At 68.7% G+C, this 17190-nt stretch carries 16 protein-coding genes; 15 read left to right on the forward strand and 1 reads right to left on the reverse strand.

Annotated features, from left to right (window positions below):
- Nucleotides 1-28 precede the first annotated feature (28 nt).
- From SLQ33_RS01625 to SLQ33_RS01695, 15 genes are all read left to right on the forward strand, one after another.
- Nucleotides 29-1906 carry a peptidoglycan D,D-transpeptidase FtsI family protein gene (locus SLQ33_RS01625; protein ID WP_413467567.1) on the forward strand — a complete coding sequence of 626 codons (1878 nt, stop codon included), beginning with the start codon at nt 29-31 and terminating at the stop codon, nt 1904-1906.
- Nucleotides 1907-1948: 42 nt separating this feature from the next.
- The gene (locus SLQ33_RS01630) at nt 1949-3478 is read left to right on the forward strand and encodes a UDP-N-acetylmuramoyl-L-alanyl-D-glutamate--2,6-diaminopimelate ligase (protein ID WP_319452032.1); all 1530 of its coding nucleotides are present in this window, start codon (nt 1949-1951) and stop codon (nt 3476-3478) included.
- Nucleotides 3475-4965, forward strand: coding sequence for a UDP-N-acetylmuramoyl-tripeptide--D-alanyl-D-alanine ligase (locus SLQ33_RS01635; RefSeq protein ID WP_319452033.1), 1491 nt, complete (start codon nt 3475-3477; stop codon nt 4963-4965). The genes SLQ33_RS01630 and SLQ33_RS01635 overlap by 4 nt, the downstream gene beginning before the upstream one ends.
- Entirely contained in the window at nt 4962-6041 is a 1080-nt protein-coding gene (gene mraY / locus SLQ33_RS01640; RefSeq protein ID WP_319452034.1) for a phospho-N-acetylmuramoyl-pentapeptide-transferase, read from the forward strand. The genes SLQ33_RS01635 and mraY overlap by 4 nt, the downstream gene beginning before the upstream one ends.
- A gap of 135 nt (nt 6042-6176) precedes the next feature.
- On the forward strand, nt 6177-7712 hold the full coding sequence (ftsW, locus tag SLQ33_RS01645; protein WP_319452035.1) for a putative lipid II flippase FtsW: 1536 nt from the start codon (nt 6177-6179) through the stop codon (nt 7710-7712).
- Nucleotides 7688-8869, forward strand: coding sequence for an undecaprenyldiphospho-muramoylpentapeptide beta-N-acetylglucosaminyltransferase (gene murG, locus SLQ33_RS01650; RefSeq protein WP_319452532.1), 1182 nt, complete (start codon nt 7688-7690; stop codon nt 8867-8869). The genes ftsW and murG overlap by 25 nt, the downstream gene beginning before the upstream one ends.
- Nucleotides 8866-10287 carry a UDP-N-acetylmuramate--L-alanine ligase gene (gene murC, locus SLQ33_RS01655; protein ID WP_319452036.1) on the forward strand — a complete coding sequence of 474 codons (1422 nt, stop codon included), beginning with the start codon at nt 8866-8868 and terminating at the stop codon, nt 10285-10287. Before murG ends, murC begins: the two co-directional genes overlap by 4 nt.
- Nucleotides 10278-11204 carry a cell division protein FtsQ/DivIB gene (locus SLQ33_RS01660; protein ID WP_413467568.1) on the forward strand — a complete coding sequence of 309 codons (927 nt, stop codon included), beginning with the start codon at nt 10278-10280 and terminating at the stop codon, nt 11202-11204. Before murC ends, SLQ33_RS01660 begins: the two co-directional genes overlap by 10 nt.
- Before the next feature lie 217 nt (nt 11205-11421).
- Nucleotides 11422-12564 (forward strand): cell division protein FtsZ, encoded by a 1143-nt coding sequence (gene ftsZ / locus SLQ33_RS01665; protein WP_319452037.1) that lies wholly within the window; start codon nt 11422-11424, stop codon nt 12562-12564.
- Between the two features lie 41 nt (nt 12565-12605).
- Nucleotides 12606-13310, forward strand: coding sequence for a peptidoglycan editing factor PgeF (pgeF, locus tag SLQ33_RS01670; RefSeq protein ID WP_319452038.1), 705 nt, complete (start codon nt 12606-12608; stop codon nt 13308-13310).
- Nucleotides 13307-14047, forward strand: coding sequence for a YggS family pyridoxal phosphate-dependent enzyme (locus SLQ33_RS01675; RefSeq protein ID WP_319452039.1), 741 nt, complete (start codon nt 13307-13309; stop codon nt 14045-14047). The genes pgeF and SLQ33_RS01675 overlap by 4 nt, the downstream gene beginning before the upstream one ends.
- A 65-nt stretch (nt 14048-14112) precedes the next feature.
- Nucleotides 14113-14748 (forward strand): cell division protein SepF, encoded by a 636-nt coding sequence (locus tag SLQ33_RS01680; RefSeq protein WP_319452040.1) that lies wholly within the window; start codon nt 14113-14115, stop codon nt 14746-14748.
- A 109-nt stretch (nt 14749-14857) separates the two neighbouring features.
- On the forward strand, nt 14858-15148 hold the full coding sequence (locus SLQ33_RS01685; RefSeq protein ID WP_319452041.1) for a YggT family protein: 291 nt from the start codon (nt 14858-14860) through the stop codon (nt 15146-15148).
- A 192-nt stretch (nt 15149-15340) separates the two neighbouring features.
- Nucleotides 15341-16156: a DivIVA domain-containing protein gene (locus SLQ33_RS01690; RefSeq protein ID WP_319452042.1), complete on the forward strand. Its 816-nt coding sequence runs from the start codon at nt 15341-15343 to the stop codon at nt 16154-16156.
- A gap of 11 nt (nt 16157-16167) precedes the next feature.
- Nucleotides 16168-16509, forward strand: a complete 342-nt coding sequence (locus tag SLQ33_RS01695; protein ID WP_319452043.1) for a hypothetical protein — start codon at nt 16168-16170, stop codon at nt 16507-16509.
- On the opposite strand, the gene SLQ33_RS01700 is transcribed toward SLQ33_RS01695, so the two are convergent.
- Nucleotides 16506-17168, reverse strand: coding sequence for a phosphoribosyltransferase (locus SLQ33_RS01700; protein WP_319452044.1), 663 nt, complete (start codon nt 17166-17168; stop codon nt 16506-16508). The two genes, SLQ33_RS01695 and SLQ33_RS01700, sit on opposite strands and share 4 nt — an antisense overlap.
- Nucleotides 17169-17190: the final 22 nt, after the last annotated feature.

Raw genomic sequence — 17190 nt, forward strand, 5'->3', positions numbered from 1 at the left:
TCGGCGGCAGCCCAAGAAGCCGCCCCCGGTGGCCAAAGCCGCTGCCGCTCAGCCGCGTTCCGCGCGCGTACGGCGCACCCGAACCTCATCGGCCGACGACGGGCTGCGCAGCGCGTCGTTCGTGTTCCGCCACCGGGTGGGCAACGCGGTGATCCTGCTGGTGCTGGTGGTGGCCGGCACTCAGCTCTTCACTCTGCAGGTGTCCAGGGCCGCAGGCCTGCGGGCCGAATCGGCGGGGCAACTCAAAGTCACCGACGTGGAGGAAGCCGTGCGTGGCAGCATCGTCGACCGCAACGACGACAAGCTGGCGTTCACCATCGAGGCCCGCGCGCTGACGTTCCAGCCGACGCGAGTCCAGGAACAGCTCGCCGAGGCGAAGCAGAAGAAGCCCGACTCGCCGGAACCCGACCAGCGGCTGCGCGATATCGCCGCGGGGGTGTCCGGGCTGCTCAACAACAAGCCCGACACGGCGACCATGCTGAAGAAGCTGACCAGCAAGGACTCGTTCGTCTACCTCGCGCGCGCCGTCGACCCGTCGATCGCCGACGCCATCATCGCGAAGTACCCCGAGGTCGGCGCGGAACGGCAGGACATCCGCCAGTATCCGGGTGGATCGCTCGCCGCGAACATCGTCGGCGGCATCGACTGGGACGGTCACGGGCTACTCGGCCTCGAGGACTCGCTCGACGCGAAGCTGGCGGGCACCGACGGATCCGTCACCTATGACCGCGGGTCCGACGGGGTGGTGATTCCCGGCAGCTACCGCAACCGCCACGATGCGGTCGACGGTTCGACCATTCAGTTGACCATCGACGACGACATCCAGTTCTACGTCCAGCAGCAGGTGCAGCAGGCCAAGAACCTGTCCGGGGCCAAGGATGTGTCCGCAGTGGTGCTGGACGCGAAAACCGGTGAGGTGCTTGCGATGTCGAACGACAATACGTTCGACCCGAGCCAGGACATCGGCCGCCAGGAGGATCGCGAACTGGGCAACCTCGCGGTCACCTCCCCGTTCGAGCCAGGCTCGGTGAACAAGATCGTCACTGCGGCGTCGGCCATCGAATTCGGGCTGACCAATCCCGACGAAGTGCTGCAGGTGCCTGGCTCGATCGACATGGGCGGGGTCACGGTCAAGGACGCGTGGGATCACGGCGTCGCGCCGTACACGACCACCGGGGTGTTCGGAAAGTCCTCCAACGTCGGCACTCTCATGCTGTCGCAGCGCATCGGCCCGGAGCGCTACGCCGACATGCTCGACAAGTTCGGGCTAGGCCAGCGCACCGGCGTGGGACTGCCCGGCGAGAGCTCCGGTCTCGTTCCGCCGATCGACCAGTGGTCGGGTAGCTCGTTCGCCAACCTGCCCATCGGACAGGGTCTTTCGATGACCCTGCTCCAGATGACCGGCATGTACCAGACGATCGCGAACGACGGGGTTCGCATGCCGCCGCGGATCATCAAGGCGACCGTCGCAGCCGACGGCACCAAGACCGAAGAGACCCGGCCCGAACCGGTCCGCGTGGTGTCGCCGGAAACCGCGCAGACCGTCCGGCGCATGTTGCAGGCCGTCGTGCAACGCGATCCGCGCGGCGAGCAGCAGGGCACCGGGCCGCAGGCGGCGGTCGAGGGCTACCAGATCGCGGGCAAGACCGGCACCGCCCAGCAGATCAACCCCGGCTGCGGCTGCTACTACGACGACGTCTACTGGATCACCTTCGCGGGCATGGCCCCCGCCAACGATCCCCGCTACGTCGTCGGCGTGATGATGGACAACCCGCACCGCAACGCCGAGGGCGCGCCGGGCACCTCGGCGGCGCCGCTGTTCCACAACATCGCGGCCTGGTTGCTGCAGCGCGAGAACGTGCCGCTGTCGCCGGATCCCGGCCCGCCGCTGGTGCTGCAGGGCTGACGGAGCCGGGTGGTCCTACCGGGCCGGTACTGTGTCATCGCCATGAAATTGCGTCCCTCGCGCCCGGTGGGTGAAACCCTCGCGTCGCTGGCCGAACGGGTGGGGGCCGTCGCCGCACCTGGGCGTCCGACCCCAGACCTGCGTGTCACGGGTGTCACGCTGCGCAGCCACGACGCCGTCGCGGGTGACCTGTTCGCGGCGCTCCCCGGCGCGAACACCCACGGTGCGCGCTACGCGGCCGACGCGGTGCACCGCGGGGCGGTAGCGGTGCTCACGGACGCCGACGGCGCCGACCTCGTGGCCGCGGCCGTCGACGTCCCGATCCTGGTGCATCCTGACCCCCGCGCCGTGCTCGGGACGGTGGCCGCCACGGTTTACGGAGATCCCTCGCAGCGGCTGCGCGTCATCGGCGTCACCGGTACGTCCGGCAAGACCACCACCACCTATCTGGTCGAGGCGGGGTTGCGCGCGGCGCAGCGAGTGGTGGGACTCATCGGAACGATCGGCATCCGCATCGATGGCTACGACGAACCCGGTGCACTGACCACGCCGGAGGCCCCCGACCTGCAGGCCCTGCTGGCCGTCATGCTCGAGCGGGGCGTCGACACGGTGGTGATGGAGGTGTCCAGCCACGCGCTCACGTTGGGCCGGGTCGACGCCGTGCACTTCGCGGTGGGTGGCTTCACCAACCTGTCCCGTGATCATCTCGACTTCCACCTGACGATGCAGGCCTACCTCGATGCCAAGGCGCAACTGTTCGTGCCCGAATCCGATACTCACGCAGCCGCTTCCGTGATCTGCGTGGACGACGATGCGGGGCAGAGCATGGCGCGGCTGGCCGTTCGGCCGACCACCACGAGTGCCACCGGGCGCCAGGCGGACTGGGGCATCGAGAGCGTTAGCGCCGTCGCGCACGGCGGCCAGGAGTTCGTCGCCGTCGACCCGGCGGGTGTGCACCACACGCTGCGGATCGCGCTGCCCGGCCGGTACAACGTCGCGAACGGGTTGCTCGCGCTCGCCCTACTGGACGCGGTGGGCGTATCGCCCGAACAAGCGGCTCCTGGGCTGCGCACGGCCGCGGTGCCTGGCCGACTCGAGCCCATCCACGCCGGCCAGGACTTCCTCGCACTGGTCGACTATGCGCACAAGCCGGGCGCACTGCGTGCCGTCCTTGAGACGTTGCGCTTGCAGACCACGGGTCGGTTGGCCGTGGTGTTCGGCGCGGGCGGCAACCGCGACCAGGGCAAGCGCGAACCCATGGGTGCGGTGGCCGCGGAGCTGGCGGACTTGGTGGTGGTGACCGACGACAACCCCCGCGACGAGGATCCTGGCGAAATCCGGGCCGCGATCATGGCCGGTGCGGCGGCGATGAGCACGGCAGCCGAGCTCGTCGAGCTCGGCGATCGTCGCGCGGCGATCGACTTCGCCGTCGGCTGGGCCAGCCCCGGCGACGTGGTGCTCATCGCGGGCAAGGGCCACGAAGCCGGCCAGACGAGTCACGGCGAGACGAGGCCGTTCGACGACCGCGCCGAACTCGCTAGTGCGCTCGAGGCACTGGGGCATCGCGCGTGATCGAGCTGAGTTTGGCCCAAGTCGCCGACATCGTCGGCGGTGAACTCGTCGACGTTTCGGCGGCCGACGCCGGCCGCATCCGGGTGACGGGGACCGTCGAGTTCGACTCCCGGGCGGTGACTCCGGGCGGCTTGTTCCTCGCATTGCCTGGCGCCCGCTCCGACGGACACGACCATGCCGCCGCCGCCGTGGCCGCCGGAGCGGTGGCGGTACTCGCTGCCCGAGCGGTGGGCGTCCCGGCGATCGTCGTCGAACCCGTTGCAGTGGAATCGAATTCCGGCGCCAGTGTGCTCGAGCACGATACGGACGGCTCGGGTGCGGCGGTGCTTCGGGCACTCGCCAAGCTGGCCGCCGCGGTCGCCGCCGAGCTGGTCACAGGTGGGTTGACCATCATCGGAGTGACCGGGTCGTCGGGGAAGACGTCGACCAAGGATCTGCTGGCCGCCGTGCTCACGCCGCTCGGTGAGGTCGTCGCGCCGCCCGGTTCGTTCAACAACGAGTTGGGCCATCCGTGGACGGTGCTGCGCGCCACTGCGGACACCGACTACCTCGTCCTCGAGTTGTCGGCTCGCCATCCTGGCAACATCGCCGCGCTGGCTGCGATTGCACCCCCGTCCATCGGCGTCGTGCTCAACGTGGGGACCGCGCACCTTGGCGAGTTCGGTTCGCGGGAGGCCATCGCCGCGACGAAGGCCGAACTGGCGCAAGCCGTTCCGGCCTCAGGGGTGGTCATCCTCAACGCCGACGACCCCGCGGTCGCAGCCATGGCGGAGGCGACGGTCGCGCGGGTGGTCCGAGTCGCGCGTTCGCCTGCCGCCGACGTCTGGGCGGCTGACGTCACGCTCGACGAACTGGCACGACCCCGATTCACGCTGCACGCAGGCGACGCCCGACACGACGTCGCGCTCGCCGTGCACGGCGACCATCAGGTGTCCAACGCACTGTGCGCGGCGGCCGTCGCGCTGGAGTGCGGGGCCAGCCTCGAGCAGGTGGCGACCGCACTGGAGGCGGCGGGTCCCGTGTCACGTCACCGGATGGCCGTGCACACGCGGGCGGACGGCGTGACCGTCGTCAACGACGCGTACAACGCCAACCCCGATTCGGTGCGAGCGGGTTTGAAGGCACTGGCCTGGATGGCCACGTCGACGGAACCGAAGCGGCGCAGTTGGGCGGTGCTTGGCGAGATGGCCGAACTCGGTGACGACGCGATAGCCGAACATGACAGCATCGGACGACTGGCCGTGCGCTTAGATGTGTCACGACTGGTCGTCGTCGGAACCGGGAGGTCCATGAGCGCCATGCATCACGGGGCGGTGATGGAGGGGTCGTGGGGTAGCGAGGCCGTCATGGTCGCCGACGCCGACGCCGCCCTTGCGCTGTTGCGCGCCGACGTCCGCGCCGGTGACGTGGTGCTGGTGAAGGCGTCGAACTCGGCCGGGCTCGGCGCGTTGGCCGACGCACTGGCTCGAGGGGACGAACCCGCGTGAGGCAGATTCTGATCGCCGTCGGCATCGCGTTGACGGTGTCGATCCTGCTCACCCCGGCACTGATCCGCCTGTTCACCCGGCAGGGCTTCGGTCACGAGATTCGCGAAGACGGGCCGCCCAGCCACCAGAAGAAGCGCGGCACGCCGTCGATGGGCGGGGTGGCGATCATCGCAGGCATCTGGGCGGGCTACCTGGGCACGCACCTCGTCGGGCTGGCCCTCGACGGCGTCGGGCCTTCGGCGTCCGGGCTGCTGGTGCTCGGGCTGGCCACCGCGCTGGGGGCAGTCGGCTTCGTCGACGACCTGATCAAGATCCGCCGATCGCGCAACCTGGGGCTCAACAAGACCGCCAAGACGGTTGGCCAGCTCGCCGCGGCGGTGCTGTTCGGCGTACTGGCGCTGCAGTTCCGCAACACCGACGGGCTGACTCCGGGTAGCGCCGAACTGTCCTACGTGCGCGAGATCGCTACGGTCACGCTGGCGCCCGCCGTATTCGTGCTGTTCTGCGTCGTCCTCGTCAGTGCCTGGTCCAACGCGGTGAACTTCACCGACGGGCTGGACGGGTTGGCGGCCGGCGCCATGGCGATGGTCACCGCAGCGTACGTGCTGATCACCTTCTGGCAGTTCCGCAATGCGTGCGCGACGAGTCCGGGGCTCGGTTGCTACAACGTGCGCGACCCGTTGGATCTCGCCCTGGTAGCCGCCGCCACCGCCGGCGCGTGCATCGGGTTTCTGTGGTGGAACGCGGCTCCCGCCAAGATCTTCATGGGTGACACCGGCTCGCTGGCGCTCGGCGGCATCATCGCCGGGCTCTCGGTGACGAGCCGCACGGAGACCCTCGCGGTCGTCCTCGGCGCGCTGTTCGTGGCCGAGGTGACGTCGGTGGTCGTGCAGATCATGGCGTTCCGAACGACGGGTCGACGCGTGTTCCGCATGGCGCCGTTCCACCATCACTTCGAGCTCGTCGGCTGGGCGGAGACCACGGTCATCATCCGGTTCTGGCTGTTGACGGCGATTGCGTGCGGGCTTGGCGTGGCGTTGTTCTACAGCGAGTGGCTGGCCGCCGTCGGCGCCTGACCGGCATATTTCGCGACACGCGCCGGATGTCCCCGTCGTTGCGGAGGTGACGGGGGAGTATTTTGTGGTGCAAGGGACAATTGAGTCTGCTGTTGTTCGTGTGACTCATGTGTACGACGAGGTCGGGGCTCGCCAGTGAGTTCGGTCCTGGCTCGTTTACGCCTGCGGCGAAGCAATCCCGCCAGCGACGCCGCGGCCGCCGCCTCGGGCGCGGCTGAGGCCGAAAGGGCGCCACGCACGCGCTTCGGCGCGTGGCTCGGACGTCCGATGACGTCGTTTCACCTCATCATCGCGGTGACGGCATTGCTCACCAGCCTCGGCCTCATCATGGTGCTCTCGGCCTCGGGCGTGCACTCCTACGACGAGGACGGGTCACCTTGGGTGATCTTCGCCAAGCAGGTGTTGTGGACGCTCGTCGGGTTGGTCGCGTTCTACGTGGCACTACGCATGCCCGTGAACTTCATGCGCCGACTGGCCTTTCCCGCCTTCGCGGTGACCATCGTCATGCTGATCCTGGTGCTGATCCCCGGAATCGGCAAGGAGGCCAATGGATCTCGCGGCTGGTTCGTGATCTCGGGTTGGTCCATGCAGCCGTCGGAGCTGGCCAAGATCGCATTCGCCATCTGGGGCGCACACTTGCTGGCCACGCGGCGATTGGAACACGCGTCGCTGCGCGAGATGCTCTTTCCCCTGGTGCCCGCCGCGGTGCTGGCGCTCTTCCTGATCGTGCTCCAACCCGACCTCGGACAGACAGTGTCGTTGGGCATCATCCTGCTCGGCCTGCTCTGGTACGCGGGCCTGCCGCTGCGGGTGTTCGTCAGCTCGCTGGCCGCCGTCATGGCCTCGGCGGCCGTGCTGGCCGTCTCGGCGGGCTATCGCTCCGACCGCGTGCAGTCGTGGCTGAACCCCGGCGCCGACGCACAGGGCTCTGGCTATCAGGCCAAGCAGGCGCGCTACGCGCTGGCCAACGGCGGGATCTTCGGCGATGGGCTCGGTCAGGGCACGGCGAAGTGGAACTACCTGCCGAACGCCCACAACGACTTCATCTTCGCGATCATCGGCGAAGAGCTCGGCTACGTCGGGGCGGTGGGCCTGCTGTGCCTGTTCGGGCTGTTCGCCTACACGGGTATGCGGATCGCGCGACGGTCCGTCGACCCGTTCCTGCGCTTGCTCACGGCGACGGTCACGCTGTGGATCCTGGGCCAGGTGTTCATCAACGTCGGCTACGTGGTGGGGTTGCTCCCCGTCACCGGCCTGCAGCTGCCGTTGATCTCTGCGGGCGGAACATCAACGGCGACCACACTTCTCGTCCTTGGCGTGATCACCAACGCCGCACGCCACGAGCCCGAGGCGGTGGCCGCGCTGCGTTCGGGCCGGGTCGACCCCGTCAACCGACTGCTGCGACTGCCGCTGCCCGAGCCCTACGTCCCGACCCGGCTCGAATCGATGCGTGATCGGCTGCGGAGCCGGCCGGGCAAGCCCAAGGCAGCGGCCAAGCAGAAACCCAAGCCCAAGCCCAAGTCGCAGCCCACACGCAAGCAGGCCAAGGACGACCGACGCACAACCGCCCATGCGGGCGATCGGTCCGTTCGGCGCTCAGGGCATCATGGAGGCCGTCAGCGCCAACCGAGCCAGCGGGCTCGTCCATTGGAAGGTCAACGTTACGGGTGAACAGCTCCATCTCCGGTGAGGATCGGGGGAGCGGCATTTCCGTGGTTCTCGCAGGTGGTGGCACCGCGGGTCACATCGAACCGGCTATGGCCGTTGCGGACGCGTTGGTGGCCCTCGATCCCGGGATCCGGATCACCGCCCTCGGCACGGCGCGCGGCCTGGAATGCAAACTCGTTCCCGAACGTGGCTACGACCTCGAGCTGATCACGCCTGTGCCGTTGCCGCGGAAACCGTCGGCCGACCTGGTCCGGCTACCGATGCGGGTGCGCAGGGCGGTCCGGCAGACCCGCGCGGTGTTCGACGACGTGGACGCCGACGTCGTCATCGGCTTCGGAGGGTACGTCGCGCTGCCCGCCTACCTCGCCGCGCGGCGCGCCCCGTGGTCGCGCAGGCGCCGCGTGCCCGTGGTGATCCACGAGGCCAACGCCAGCGCGGGATGGGCGAACCGCGTCGGGGCCCGGTCAGCGCAGCGCGTGCTATCGGCGGTGCCCGATCCCGGGTTGCGCAACGTCGAGGTCGTCGGCGTGCCGGTGCGCGACGTGATCACGACGCTGGACAGGGCCGCGCTGCGTGCCGAGGCGCGCGCACACTTCGGCTTCGCCGACGACGCCCGGGTGCTGCTGGTGTTCGGAGGGTCCCAAGGCGCCGCTTCGATCAACCGAGCCGTCTCCGCGGCGGCCAAGGACCTTGCCGCTGCAGGCATTTCGGTGCTCCACGCGCACGGGCCCAAGAACGTGCTCGAGCTCCGCGAGCCCGCGGCGGGTGATGCTCCGTACGTCGCCGTGCCATACCTGAGCCGGATGGACCTCGCGTACGCCGCAGCCGATCTCACGATCTGCCGGTCGGGAGCCATGACGGTGGCCGAGGTGACCGCGGTCGGGCTGCCCGCGGTGTACGTTCCGCTGCCGATCGGCAACGGCGAGCAGCGTCTCAACGCGCTGCCCGTGGTCGGCGCGGGCGGCGGAATCCTCGTCGCGGATCCCGACCTGACGCCGGCGTTCATCGCGAACACCGTCTGCGAACTGCTGCGTGACGACGACGCGCTTGCCGCGATGACGACGGCCGCCGCGCTCGCAGGCCACCGGGACGCCGCGCAACGGGTCGCCCGAGTGGCGCTCGACGTTGCGGCCGAATCCCGCAAGAGCAGGAAACGATGAGCGGCCCGGCGTTGCCCGCCGACCTCCAGCGCGTGCACATGGTGGGCATCGGGGGCGCTGGAATGTCGGGGATCGCCCGCATTCTGCTCGACCGCGGCGGCCTGGTTTCGGGCTCCGATGCCAAGGAGTCGCGTGGCGTCGCTGCGCTGCGCGCCAGGGGCGCGTCGATCCGGATCGGGCACGACGGCTCGGCGCTGGACATCTTGGCCGGCGGCCCGACGGCGGTCGTGAGTACCTACGCCGCCATCCCGAAGGACAACCCAGAGTTGGTGGAGGCCCGGCGCCGCGGGATCCCCGTCGTCATGCGCCCCGTGGTGCTGGCCAAGCTGATGGAGGGCTACACGACCGTCATGGTGGCCGGCACGCACGGCAAGACCACGACGACGTCGATGATCGTCGTTGCGTTGCAGCGCAGCGGATTCGATCCGTCCTTCGCGGTCGGCGGGGACCTGGGTCAGCCGGGCACCAATGCCCACCACGGCAGCGGCACCACGTTCGTGGCCGAGGCCGACGAGAGCGACGGGTCGCTGCTCGAGTACACCCCGGACGTGGCCGTGGTGACCAACGTCGAGGCGGACCACCTCGACTTCTTCGGCAGCGTCGAGGCCTACGCGGCAGTCTTCGACGAGTTCGTCGCTCGGGTCAGGCCAGGAGGCGCGTTGGTCGTCTGCGCGGACGACGAGGGAGCGGCCGCACTGGCCGCCCGCTCGGCCGACCGCGGCGTCCGGGTTTTGCGTTACGGCAGCGGTGACGACGCGACCCTTGCTGGGGCGCTTTTGAATTGGGAGCAGCAGGGCACTGGCGGCGTCGCGACGATCCGGCTTGCGGGTGAGCCGCATCCGCATGGGCTGCGGCTCGCGGTGCCTGGCAGGCACATGGCGCTCAATGCGTTGGCTGCGGCGGTGGCCGCCGCGGAAGTCGGTGCGGACGTGGACGCGGTGTTGGACGGGCTTGCCGGGTTCGAGGGGGCGCGCCGCAGGTTCGAGGCGGTTGGCGCGGCGGCGGGGGTACGCGTGTTCGACGACTACGCCCATCATCCGACGGAGGTGAAGGTGAACCTCGAGGCCCTGCGCGCGGTGGCGGGGGACGCCAGGTCGATCGTCGTGTTCCAACCCCATTTGTACTCCCGCACACAGACTTTCGCCCGCGAGTTCGGGCAGGCACTGGGCGGCGCCGACCTCGTGTTCGTACTCGACGTCTACGCCGCGCGCGAGCAACCGATCGCGGGCGTCAGCGGGGCCAGTGTCGCCGAGCACGTCGACGTGCCCGTGCAATACGTGCCGGACTTCTCCGCGGTCGCCGACATGGTCGCCGCCGCGGCTCGTCCGGGCGACGTCGTCGTGACCATGGGTGCAGGCGACGTCACGATGCTGGGCCAGGAGATCCTGTCGGCGCTGCAGTCGAGGGCATCGCGGTGACGGAGCCGACGGACACCGACGAGACGCCGGAACCGGTGCCCGGTGAGGTCCCGCCCGAGCCGGCGGGTGAGCCGGAGCCCGCCGCCGAGTCCGCGGCGGACTTCGAGGGGCCCCGCCGCCGGGCGCGCCGGGAACGGGAGGAGCGGCGCGCGGCACAGGCCAGGGCCACCGCGATCGAGGACGCGCGCCGCGCTGCCAAGCGCCGCGTCGACGGCCGCCCCGACGAAACTCCGAAAACGCCTGCGCGCGGGCTGATTCGGGGACTGAAGGTGCTGCTGTGGACCGCCGGGCTGAGCATCGTGGTGGTCGGGCTCGGACTGCTGCTCTACTTCACGCCGATCATGGCGGCCCGCTCGACGGTGATCATCGGGCTCGGCGCCGTCACGCAGCAGGAGGTCGAGCAGGCGGCCGGAGTGGCGCCTGGCACGCCGCTCCTGCAGATCGACACCGACGCCGTCGCCGAGCGCGTGGCGACCATCCGCAGCGTCGCGAGCGCCAGGGTGCAGCGCGAGTATCCGTCCACGCTGCGCATCACGGTCGTCGAACGCATACCCGTGGTGGTCAAGGACTATCCCGACGGTCCGCATCTGTTCGACCGCGATGGTGTCGACTTCGCCACGGCGCCACCGCCGCCCGGGCTGCCGTACCTGGACGCCGACACCCCCAGCCCCAGCGATCCGCCGACGAAGGCCGCCTTGCAGGTGCTGACCGCGTTGCGTCCGGAGGTCGCCGGGCAGGTGAGTCGGATCGCGGCGCCGTCGGTCGCGGCGATCACGTTGACGCTGAACGACGGTCGCGAGGTGATCTGGGGGACCACCGACCGCACGGACGAGAAGGCCCTCAAGCTCGGCGCGCTGCTCACCCAGCCCGGTCGCACGTACGACGTCTCCAGCCCGGACCTTCCCACCGTCAAGTAGTGCGCGGCGCCGACGCATGGCGAAATTGCCGGGAATTCGTCGGCGCGCCTGCGTCGATACGCCGACCGGTGCCCCTACCGTTCTGTTTGCGCGGAACTACTTGACATAACTCTAAGCCTATGGTTGAGGTTGAGGGTTTGCAGGGGTTCCGCACCACGGCACTCGACCAGGGAGAAGGGCGAAAGCTGATGAACGCTTGCGCGAAGGGGGTGCGGCGATGACACCCCCGCACAACTATCTCGCCGTCATCAAGGTGGTCGGCATCGGCGGCGGCGGCGTCAATGCCGTCAACCGCATGATCGAGCAAGGCCTCAAGGGCGTCGAGTTCATCGCGATCAACACCGACGCTCAGGCGCTGTTGATGAGCGATGCCGACGTCAAGCTCGACGTCGGCCGTGACTCGACCCGCGGACTCGGCGCAGGCGCCGATCCGGAGGTGGGCCGCAAGGCCGCCGAGGACGCCAAGGACGACATCGAGGAGCTGCTCCGCGGAGCCGACATGGTGTTCGTCACCGCAGGGGAGGGTGGCGGCACTGGTACCGGCGGCGCTCCGGTCGTCGCGACCATTGCGCGCAAGCTCGGCGCACTGACCGTCGGCGTCGTCACGCGGCCGTTCTCGTTCGAGGGCAAGCGCCGCTCGAACCAGGCCGAAACCGGTATCGCGTCGCTTCGCGAGAGCTGCGACACGCTGATCGTCATCCCCAACGACCGGCTGCTGCAGATGGGCGACGCCGCGGTGTCGCTGATGGACGCGTTCCGCAGCGCCGACGAAGTCCTGCTCAACGGTGTCCAGGGCATCACCGACCTCATCACCACCCCGGGCCTGATCAACGTCGACTTCGCCGACGTCAAGGGCATCATGTCCGGCGCCGGCACCGCGCTGATGGGCATCGGCGCGGCACGTGGCGACGGCCGAGCTCTGAAGGCGGCCGAGATCGCCATCAACTCGCCGCTGCTGGAAGCGTCGATGGAAGGCGCACAGGGCGTGCTGATGTCGGTCGCCGGCGGCAGCGACCTCGGCCTCTTCGAGATCAACGAGGCCGCGTCGCTGGTGCAGGACGCGGCGCACCCCGAGGCCAACATCATCTTCGGCACCGTCATCGACGACTCGCTCGGCGACGAGGTGCGCGTCACCGTCATCGCGGCCGGGTTCGATGCTCAAGGACCGAGCCGCAAGCCAGTCGTCGGTGCTGGGGCGGCGATCAGTCCGGGACGTTCCGGCAAGGTGACTTCGCCGGTGTTCGAACCCGTCGACGCGGCGAGCGTCCCGTTGCACACGAACGGAGCGACCGTCAGCATCGGCGGTGGTGGCGGCGACGATGACGATGACGTCGACGTGCCGCCCTTCATGCGGCACTGAGCCCGTTCGGTGCTGGGGCCCGCCGTCGAGATACTGAAGACGTGAGCCTTCGCATCCGACGCGTGACCACCACCCGCGCGGGCGGGGTGTCGGTGGCGCCCTACGACACCTTCAACCTCGGCGACCACGTCGGCGACGATCCCGTTGCCGTCGCGGCCAACCGCAAGCGGCTCGCGACGGCCACCGGCCTCGGCGAGGACGGGGTGGTGTGGATGAACCAGATCCACGGGGACAACGTGGTCGTCGTAGAGGGTCCACGCGCCACCGTCGACAAAACCGACGGTTTGGTGACGACGAAACCGCGATTGGCGCTCGCCGTCGTAACGGCCGATTGCGTCCCGGTATTAATGGCCGACGCCAGAGCCGGCGTGATCGCCGCTGTTCATGCGGGTCGGGTCGGCGCGCAGAACGGGATCGTCGCGAGGGCGCTCGAAGCGATGGTGCGTCAGGGGGCGCACGTTGCGGACGTCTCGGTGCTGCTCGGCCCGGCGGTCAGCGGGCGCAACTACGAGGTCCCCGAGGTGATGGCGGCCGAGGTAGAGGCGGCCCTGCCGGGAAGTCGCACCACGACGGCCCGCGGAACCGCTGGACTGGATCTGCGGGCCGGAATTGCAAGGCAGTTAAGGGAATTGGGCGTCGTGGGAGTTGACGTCGACCCACGGTGCACGGTCGACGACCGCAACCTCTTCAGCCACCGGCGCGGCGCTCCGACGGGACGGCTCGCGTCGTTGGTGTGGATGGAATGACCACGCCACGGGCGATCGAGCTTCGCGAAGCGCTGGCCGCACTGCGGGCTCGACTGGACGCCGCGGCCAGCGCTGCCGGACGGGCTGTCGGCGAAATCGAATTGTTGCCGATTACCAAATTCTTTCCGGCCTCCGATGTCATTGAATTGCATTCGATGGGATGTTCTGAATTTGGTGAATCGCGCGAACAGGAAGCGTCGAACAAGGTTGCCGAAGTCGCCGCTGAAGTGCCATCGGCGACAATTCGCTGGCACATGGTCGGTCGTGTGCAGCGCAACAAGGCCCGCGCGCTCGCGGGGTGGGCGCACACCGTGCACGCCGTCGACGGCCTCACCCTCGCGGCCGCGTTGGACCGGGCCGCTGGTCAGGCGCTGGACGACGGCAGGCGCACGGACCCACTCAAGGCCTACGTCCAGGTAAGCCTCGACGGCGACCCGGCAAGAGGTGGAGTCGACGTCGACGAACCGGGGCTGGTGGACGAACTCTGCGACGCGGTGGCAGGCGCCGAAGCGCTCGAGTTCGTCGGCTTGATGGCCATCGCACCGCTGGCCGTCGAACCCGACGAGGCGTTCGCACGGCTGGCAGAGGAACGACACCGGGTGCAGGGCCGCTACCAGCAGCGTCTCGGGCTCTCGGCGGGCATGTCCAGCGACCTTGAGGCGGCGGTCAAACATGGTTCGACGTGTGTGCGTGTCGGTACCGCGCTAATGGGGCAACGACCATTAACGTCACCCTGAGTAGTCACTCCAGTCACATCTTCATCACAGACAACACGTCACACGGTCATCAGAAGGGTCATCCGATGAGCACACTGCATAAGGTCAAGGCCTACTTCGGTATGGCGCCGATGGACGACTACGACGACGAGTACTTCGAGGAAGAGGATCGTCCCGGACGCTCCTACGCGCGACGTGGTCGCGAGGAGCGCTTCGAGGACGACGGCTACGGACGCGGCTACGACGACCGGGCGGGGACCAGGGAGTTCGAGCGCGAGCTCGACCCCGTGCCCGCGGGCTACCGCGGCGGATACGACGAGCCTGGCTTCCGCCCGCGACGCGACTTCGAGCGGCCCCGCTTCAACACCTTGCATGGGGCCACGCGCGGCTCAGTCGCCATGGAGCCGCGCCGGATGGCCGAATTGTTCGAGGCGGGCAGCCCGCTGGCCAAGATCACCACGCTGCGACCCAAGGACTACAGCGAGGCCCGGACCATCGGCGAACGGTTCCGCGACGGGACCCCGGTGATCATGGACCTGGTCACGATGGACAACGCCGACGCCAAGCGTCTGGTCGACTTCGCCGCTGGCCTGGCGTTCGCGCTGCGCGGTTCGTTCGACAAGGTCGCGACGAAGGTGTTCCTCCTTTCACCTGCCGACATCGCTGTCACCGCCGACGAGCGCAGGCGTATCGCCGAGGCGGGCTTCTACGCCCACCAGTAGGTCCGGGCACGCTCTTCTCGGACGGGTAGGCTGACACGGATTCGGCCTCGAACCTCTTGGGTCGGGCCCGTCCTTTTCCGTCACAACCGCCTGGAGTGAGGTCGCCCCGTTGGCGCTGTTCTTCCAAATCCTTGGCTTCGCGCTGTTCGTCTTCTGGCTGCTGCTCATCGCCCGGGTCGTCGTTGAGTTCATCCGCTCGTTCTCGCGCGACTGGCAACCCAAGGGCTTCACGGTGATGGTCCTTGAGGTCATGCTCACGCTGACGGATCCGCCAGTGAAGCTGCTGCGCAGGCTCATTCCGCCGCTGACCATCGGCGCCGTTCGGTTCGATCTGTCGATCATGGTGCTGCTTCTTGCGGCGTTCATCGGCATGCAGCTGGCGTTCCAAGCGGCCGGTTGACGTTGCGTTTCAAGGTTTGCCCGAGGGTGGTATTCGGGTTTCTGAGTGATCCCTGAAGTTTGAAATTCGCCCTTAATTCTCGACCTCTCCTGCAACCGCCGGGTCTACTGTGACAGGATGGACGCCAGTTACTACCACCATGGCTCTACACTTTGAGACCGGTTCACGGTCCAGACTTCAAGGGGGCAGACAATGCCGCTCACACCTGCAGACGTCCACAACGTCGCGTTTAGCAAGCCGCCCATCGGGAAGCGTGGCTACAACGAAGACGAAGTAGACGCGTTCCTCGATCTCGTTGAGAACGAGCTGCAACGCCTCATCGAAGAGAATGCCGACCTTCGGCAGCGGGTGTCCGAGCTGGATCAGGAACTGTCGAGCGCCCGCGCGGGTGGCGTGCAGCCGACGCAGACGATCCCGTCGTACCAGCCCGAGCCGGAGCCCGTGCACGTGCCGCCCCCGGCGCCGGTGTACGACGCGCCGCCGCAGCAGCAGGCGGCACCGCTCTCCGAGGATGCGCACCTCAAGGCGGCCAAGGTGCTCGGCCTCGCGCAGGACACCGCCGACCGCCTGACTGGCGATGCGAAGCGAGAGTCCGACAAGCTGCTGGCCGACGCGCGTGCCCAGGCCGACGCCATGGTCGGCGAAGCCAGGCAAACGGCGGAGACCACCCTCGCCGAGGCCAAGCAGCGCGCCGACGCACTGCTTTCGGATGCGGAGACCCGGTCGTCGACGCAGCTTCGCCAGGCGCAGGAGAAGGCGGACGCGCTGCAGGCCGACGCCGAGCGCAAGCACTCCGAGATCATGGGCACCATCAACCAACAGCGCACCGTGCTGGAAGGTCGCCTCGAACAACTGCGCACCTTCGAGCGTGAGTACCGCACCCGACTCAAGACCTACCTTGAGTCCCAGCTGGAGGAACTCGGGCAACGGGGCTCCGCGGCTCCGGTCGACTCCACCGCCAACAACGACGGCGGCGGGTTCAACCAGTTCAACCGGGGAAACAACTGATCGGCTGATTGATGCTGATCATTGCGCTCGTCCTGGCCGTAATCGGGTTGGCCGCGCTCGTCGTGGCTGTCGTCACCAGCAACGAGTTGATCGCCTGGGTCTGTATCGGAGCCAGTGTTATCGGCGTGCTGTTGCTGATAGTCGACGCCGTGCGCGAACGTTCCGCTGGCACCGACTCCGACACCTCCGATGAGGAGGCCGGGCACGACGACGAGACCACGGTCTTCGAGACTGCCGAGGACTATCCCGACGAGCCCGCGACCGAGGTCCACGAAGCCGTCGAAGCCGAGACCGTCGCGGTGTCGACCGACCAGACCGACGACGGCGACGCGGACACCGCCAAACACGACTAGGCCATCGTCGGGGTGTGCAGTAGAGCGCGCACTTCGTCGTCGGTGACCTGGTGGAAGTCGCCGAACACCTGACCGACGGCTTCGAAGTTGGCGGGGCAGGCCGCACACACCACATCGTCGGCCTCTGGCCGCAGCCGGCGGCACTCTCGTCTCGGGGCCACGGGCACCGCGACGACGACCTGACTCGGCGCGGCCGTCCGCACCGCCCGAAGCGCGGAGCGCATGCTCGCACCGGTGGCGATGCCGTCGTCGACCAGGATGACGGTCTTCGCGCGCAGCTCCACCGCATCCCTTCCGCCGCGGTAGGCGAGTTCCCGCCGCTCGAGCTCCGCGGTCTCGCGGGCCATCGCCTCTCGCAGCTGCTCGTCGGTGATATGCAGGCTCTGCACGACCGACTCGTTGATCACCACGGCCCCGCCCGAGGCGATCGCGCCCATCGCCAACTCGGGCCATTGTGGAACACCGAGCTTGCGGACCAGGAAGACGTCTAGCGGCACCCCGAGCCCCGCGGCGACCTCCCAACCCACCGGCACGCCGCCGCGGGCGAGTCCGAGCACCACGACGTCGGAGCGCCCGCGGTAGGCCGACAACTGCCCAGCGAGGACGCGGCCCGCCTCGCGGCGATCCCGGAAGGTCCGGTGGACGGTTGAACTTCCCAAGCCACCAGCCTATGCGCGGAAC

Origin of the sequence: Mycobacterium sp. RTGN6 (assembly GCF_033804605.1) — a bacterium.
GTDB lineage: Bacteria > Actinomycetota > Actinomycetes > Mycobacteriales > Mycobacteriaceae > Mycobacterium.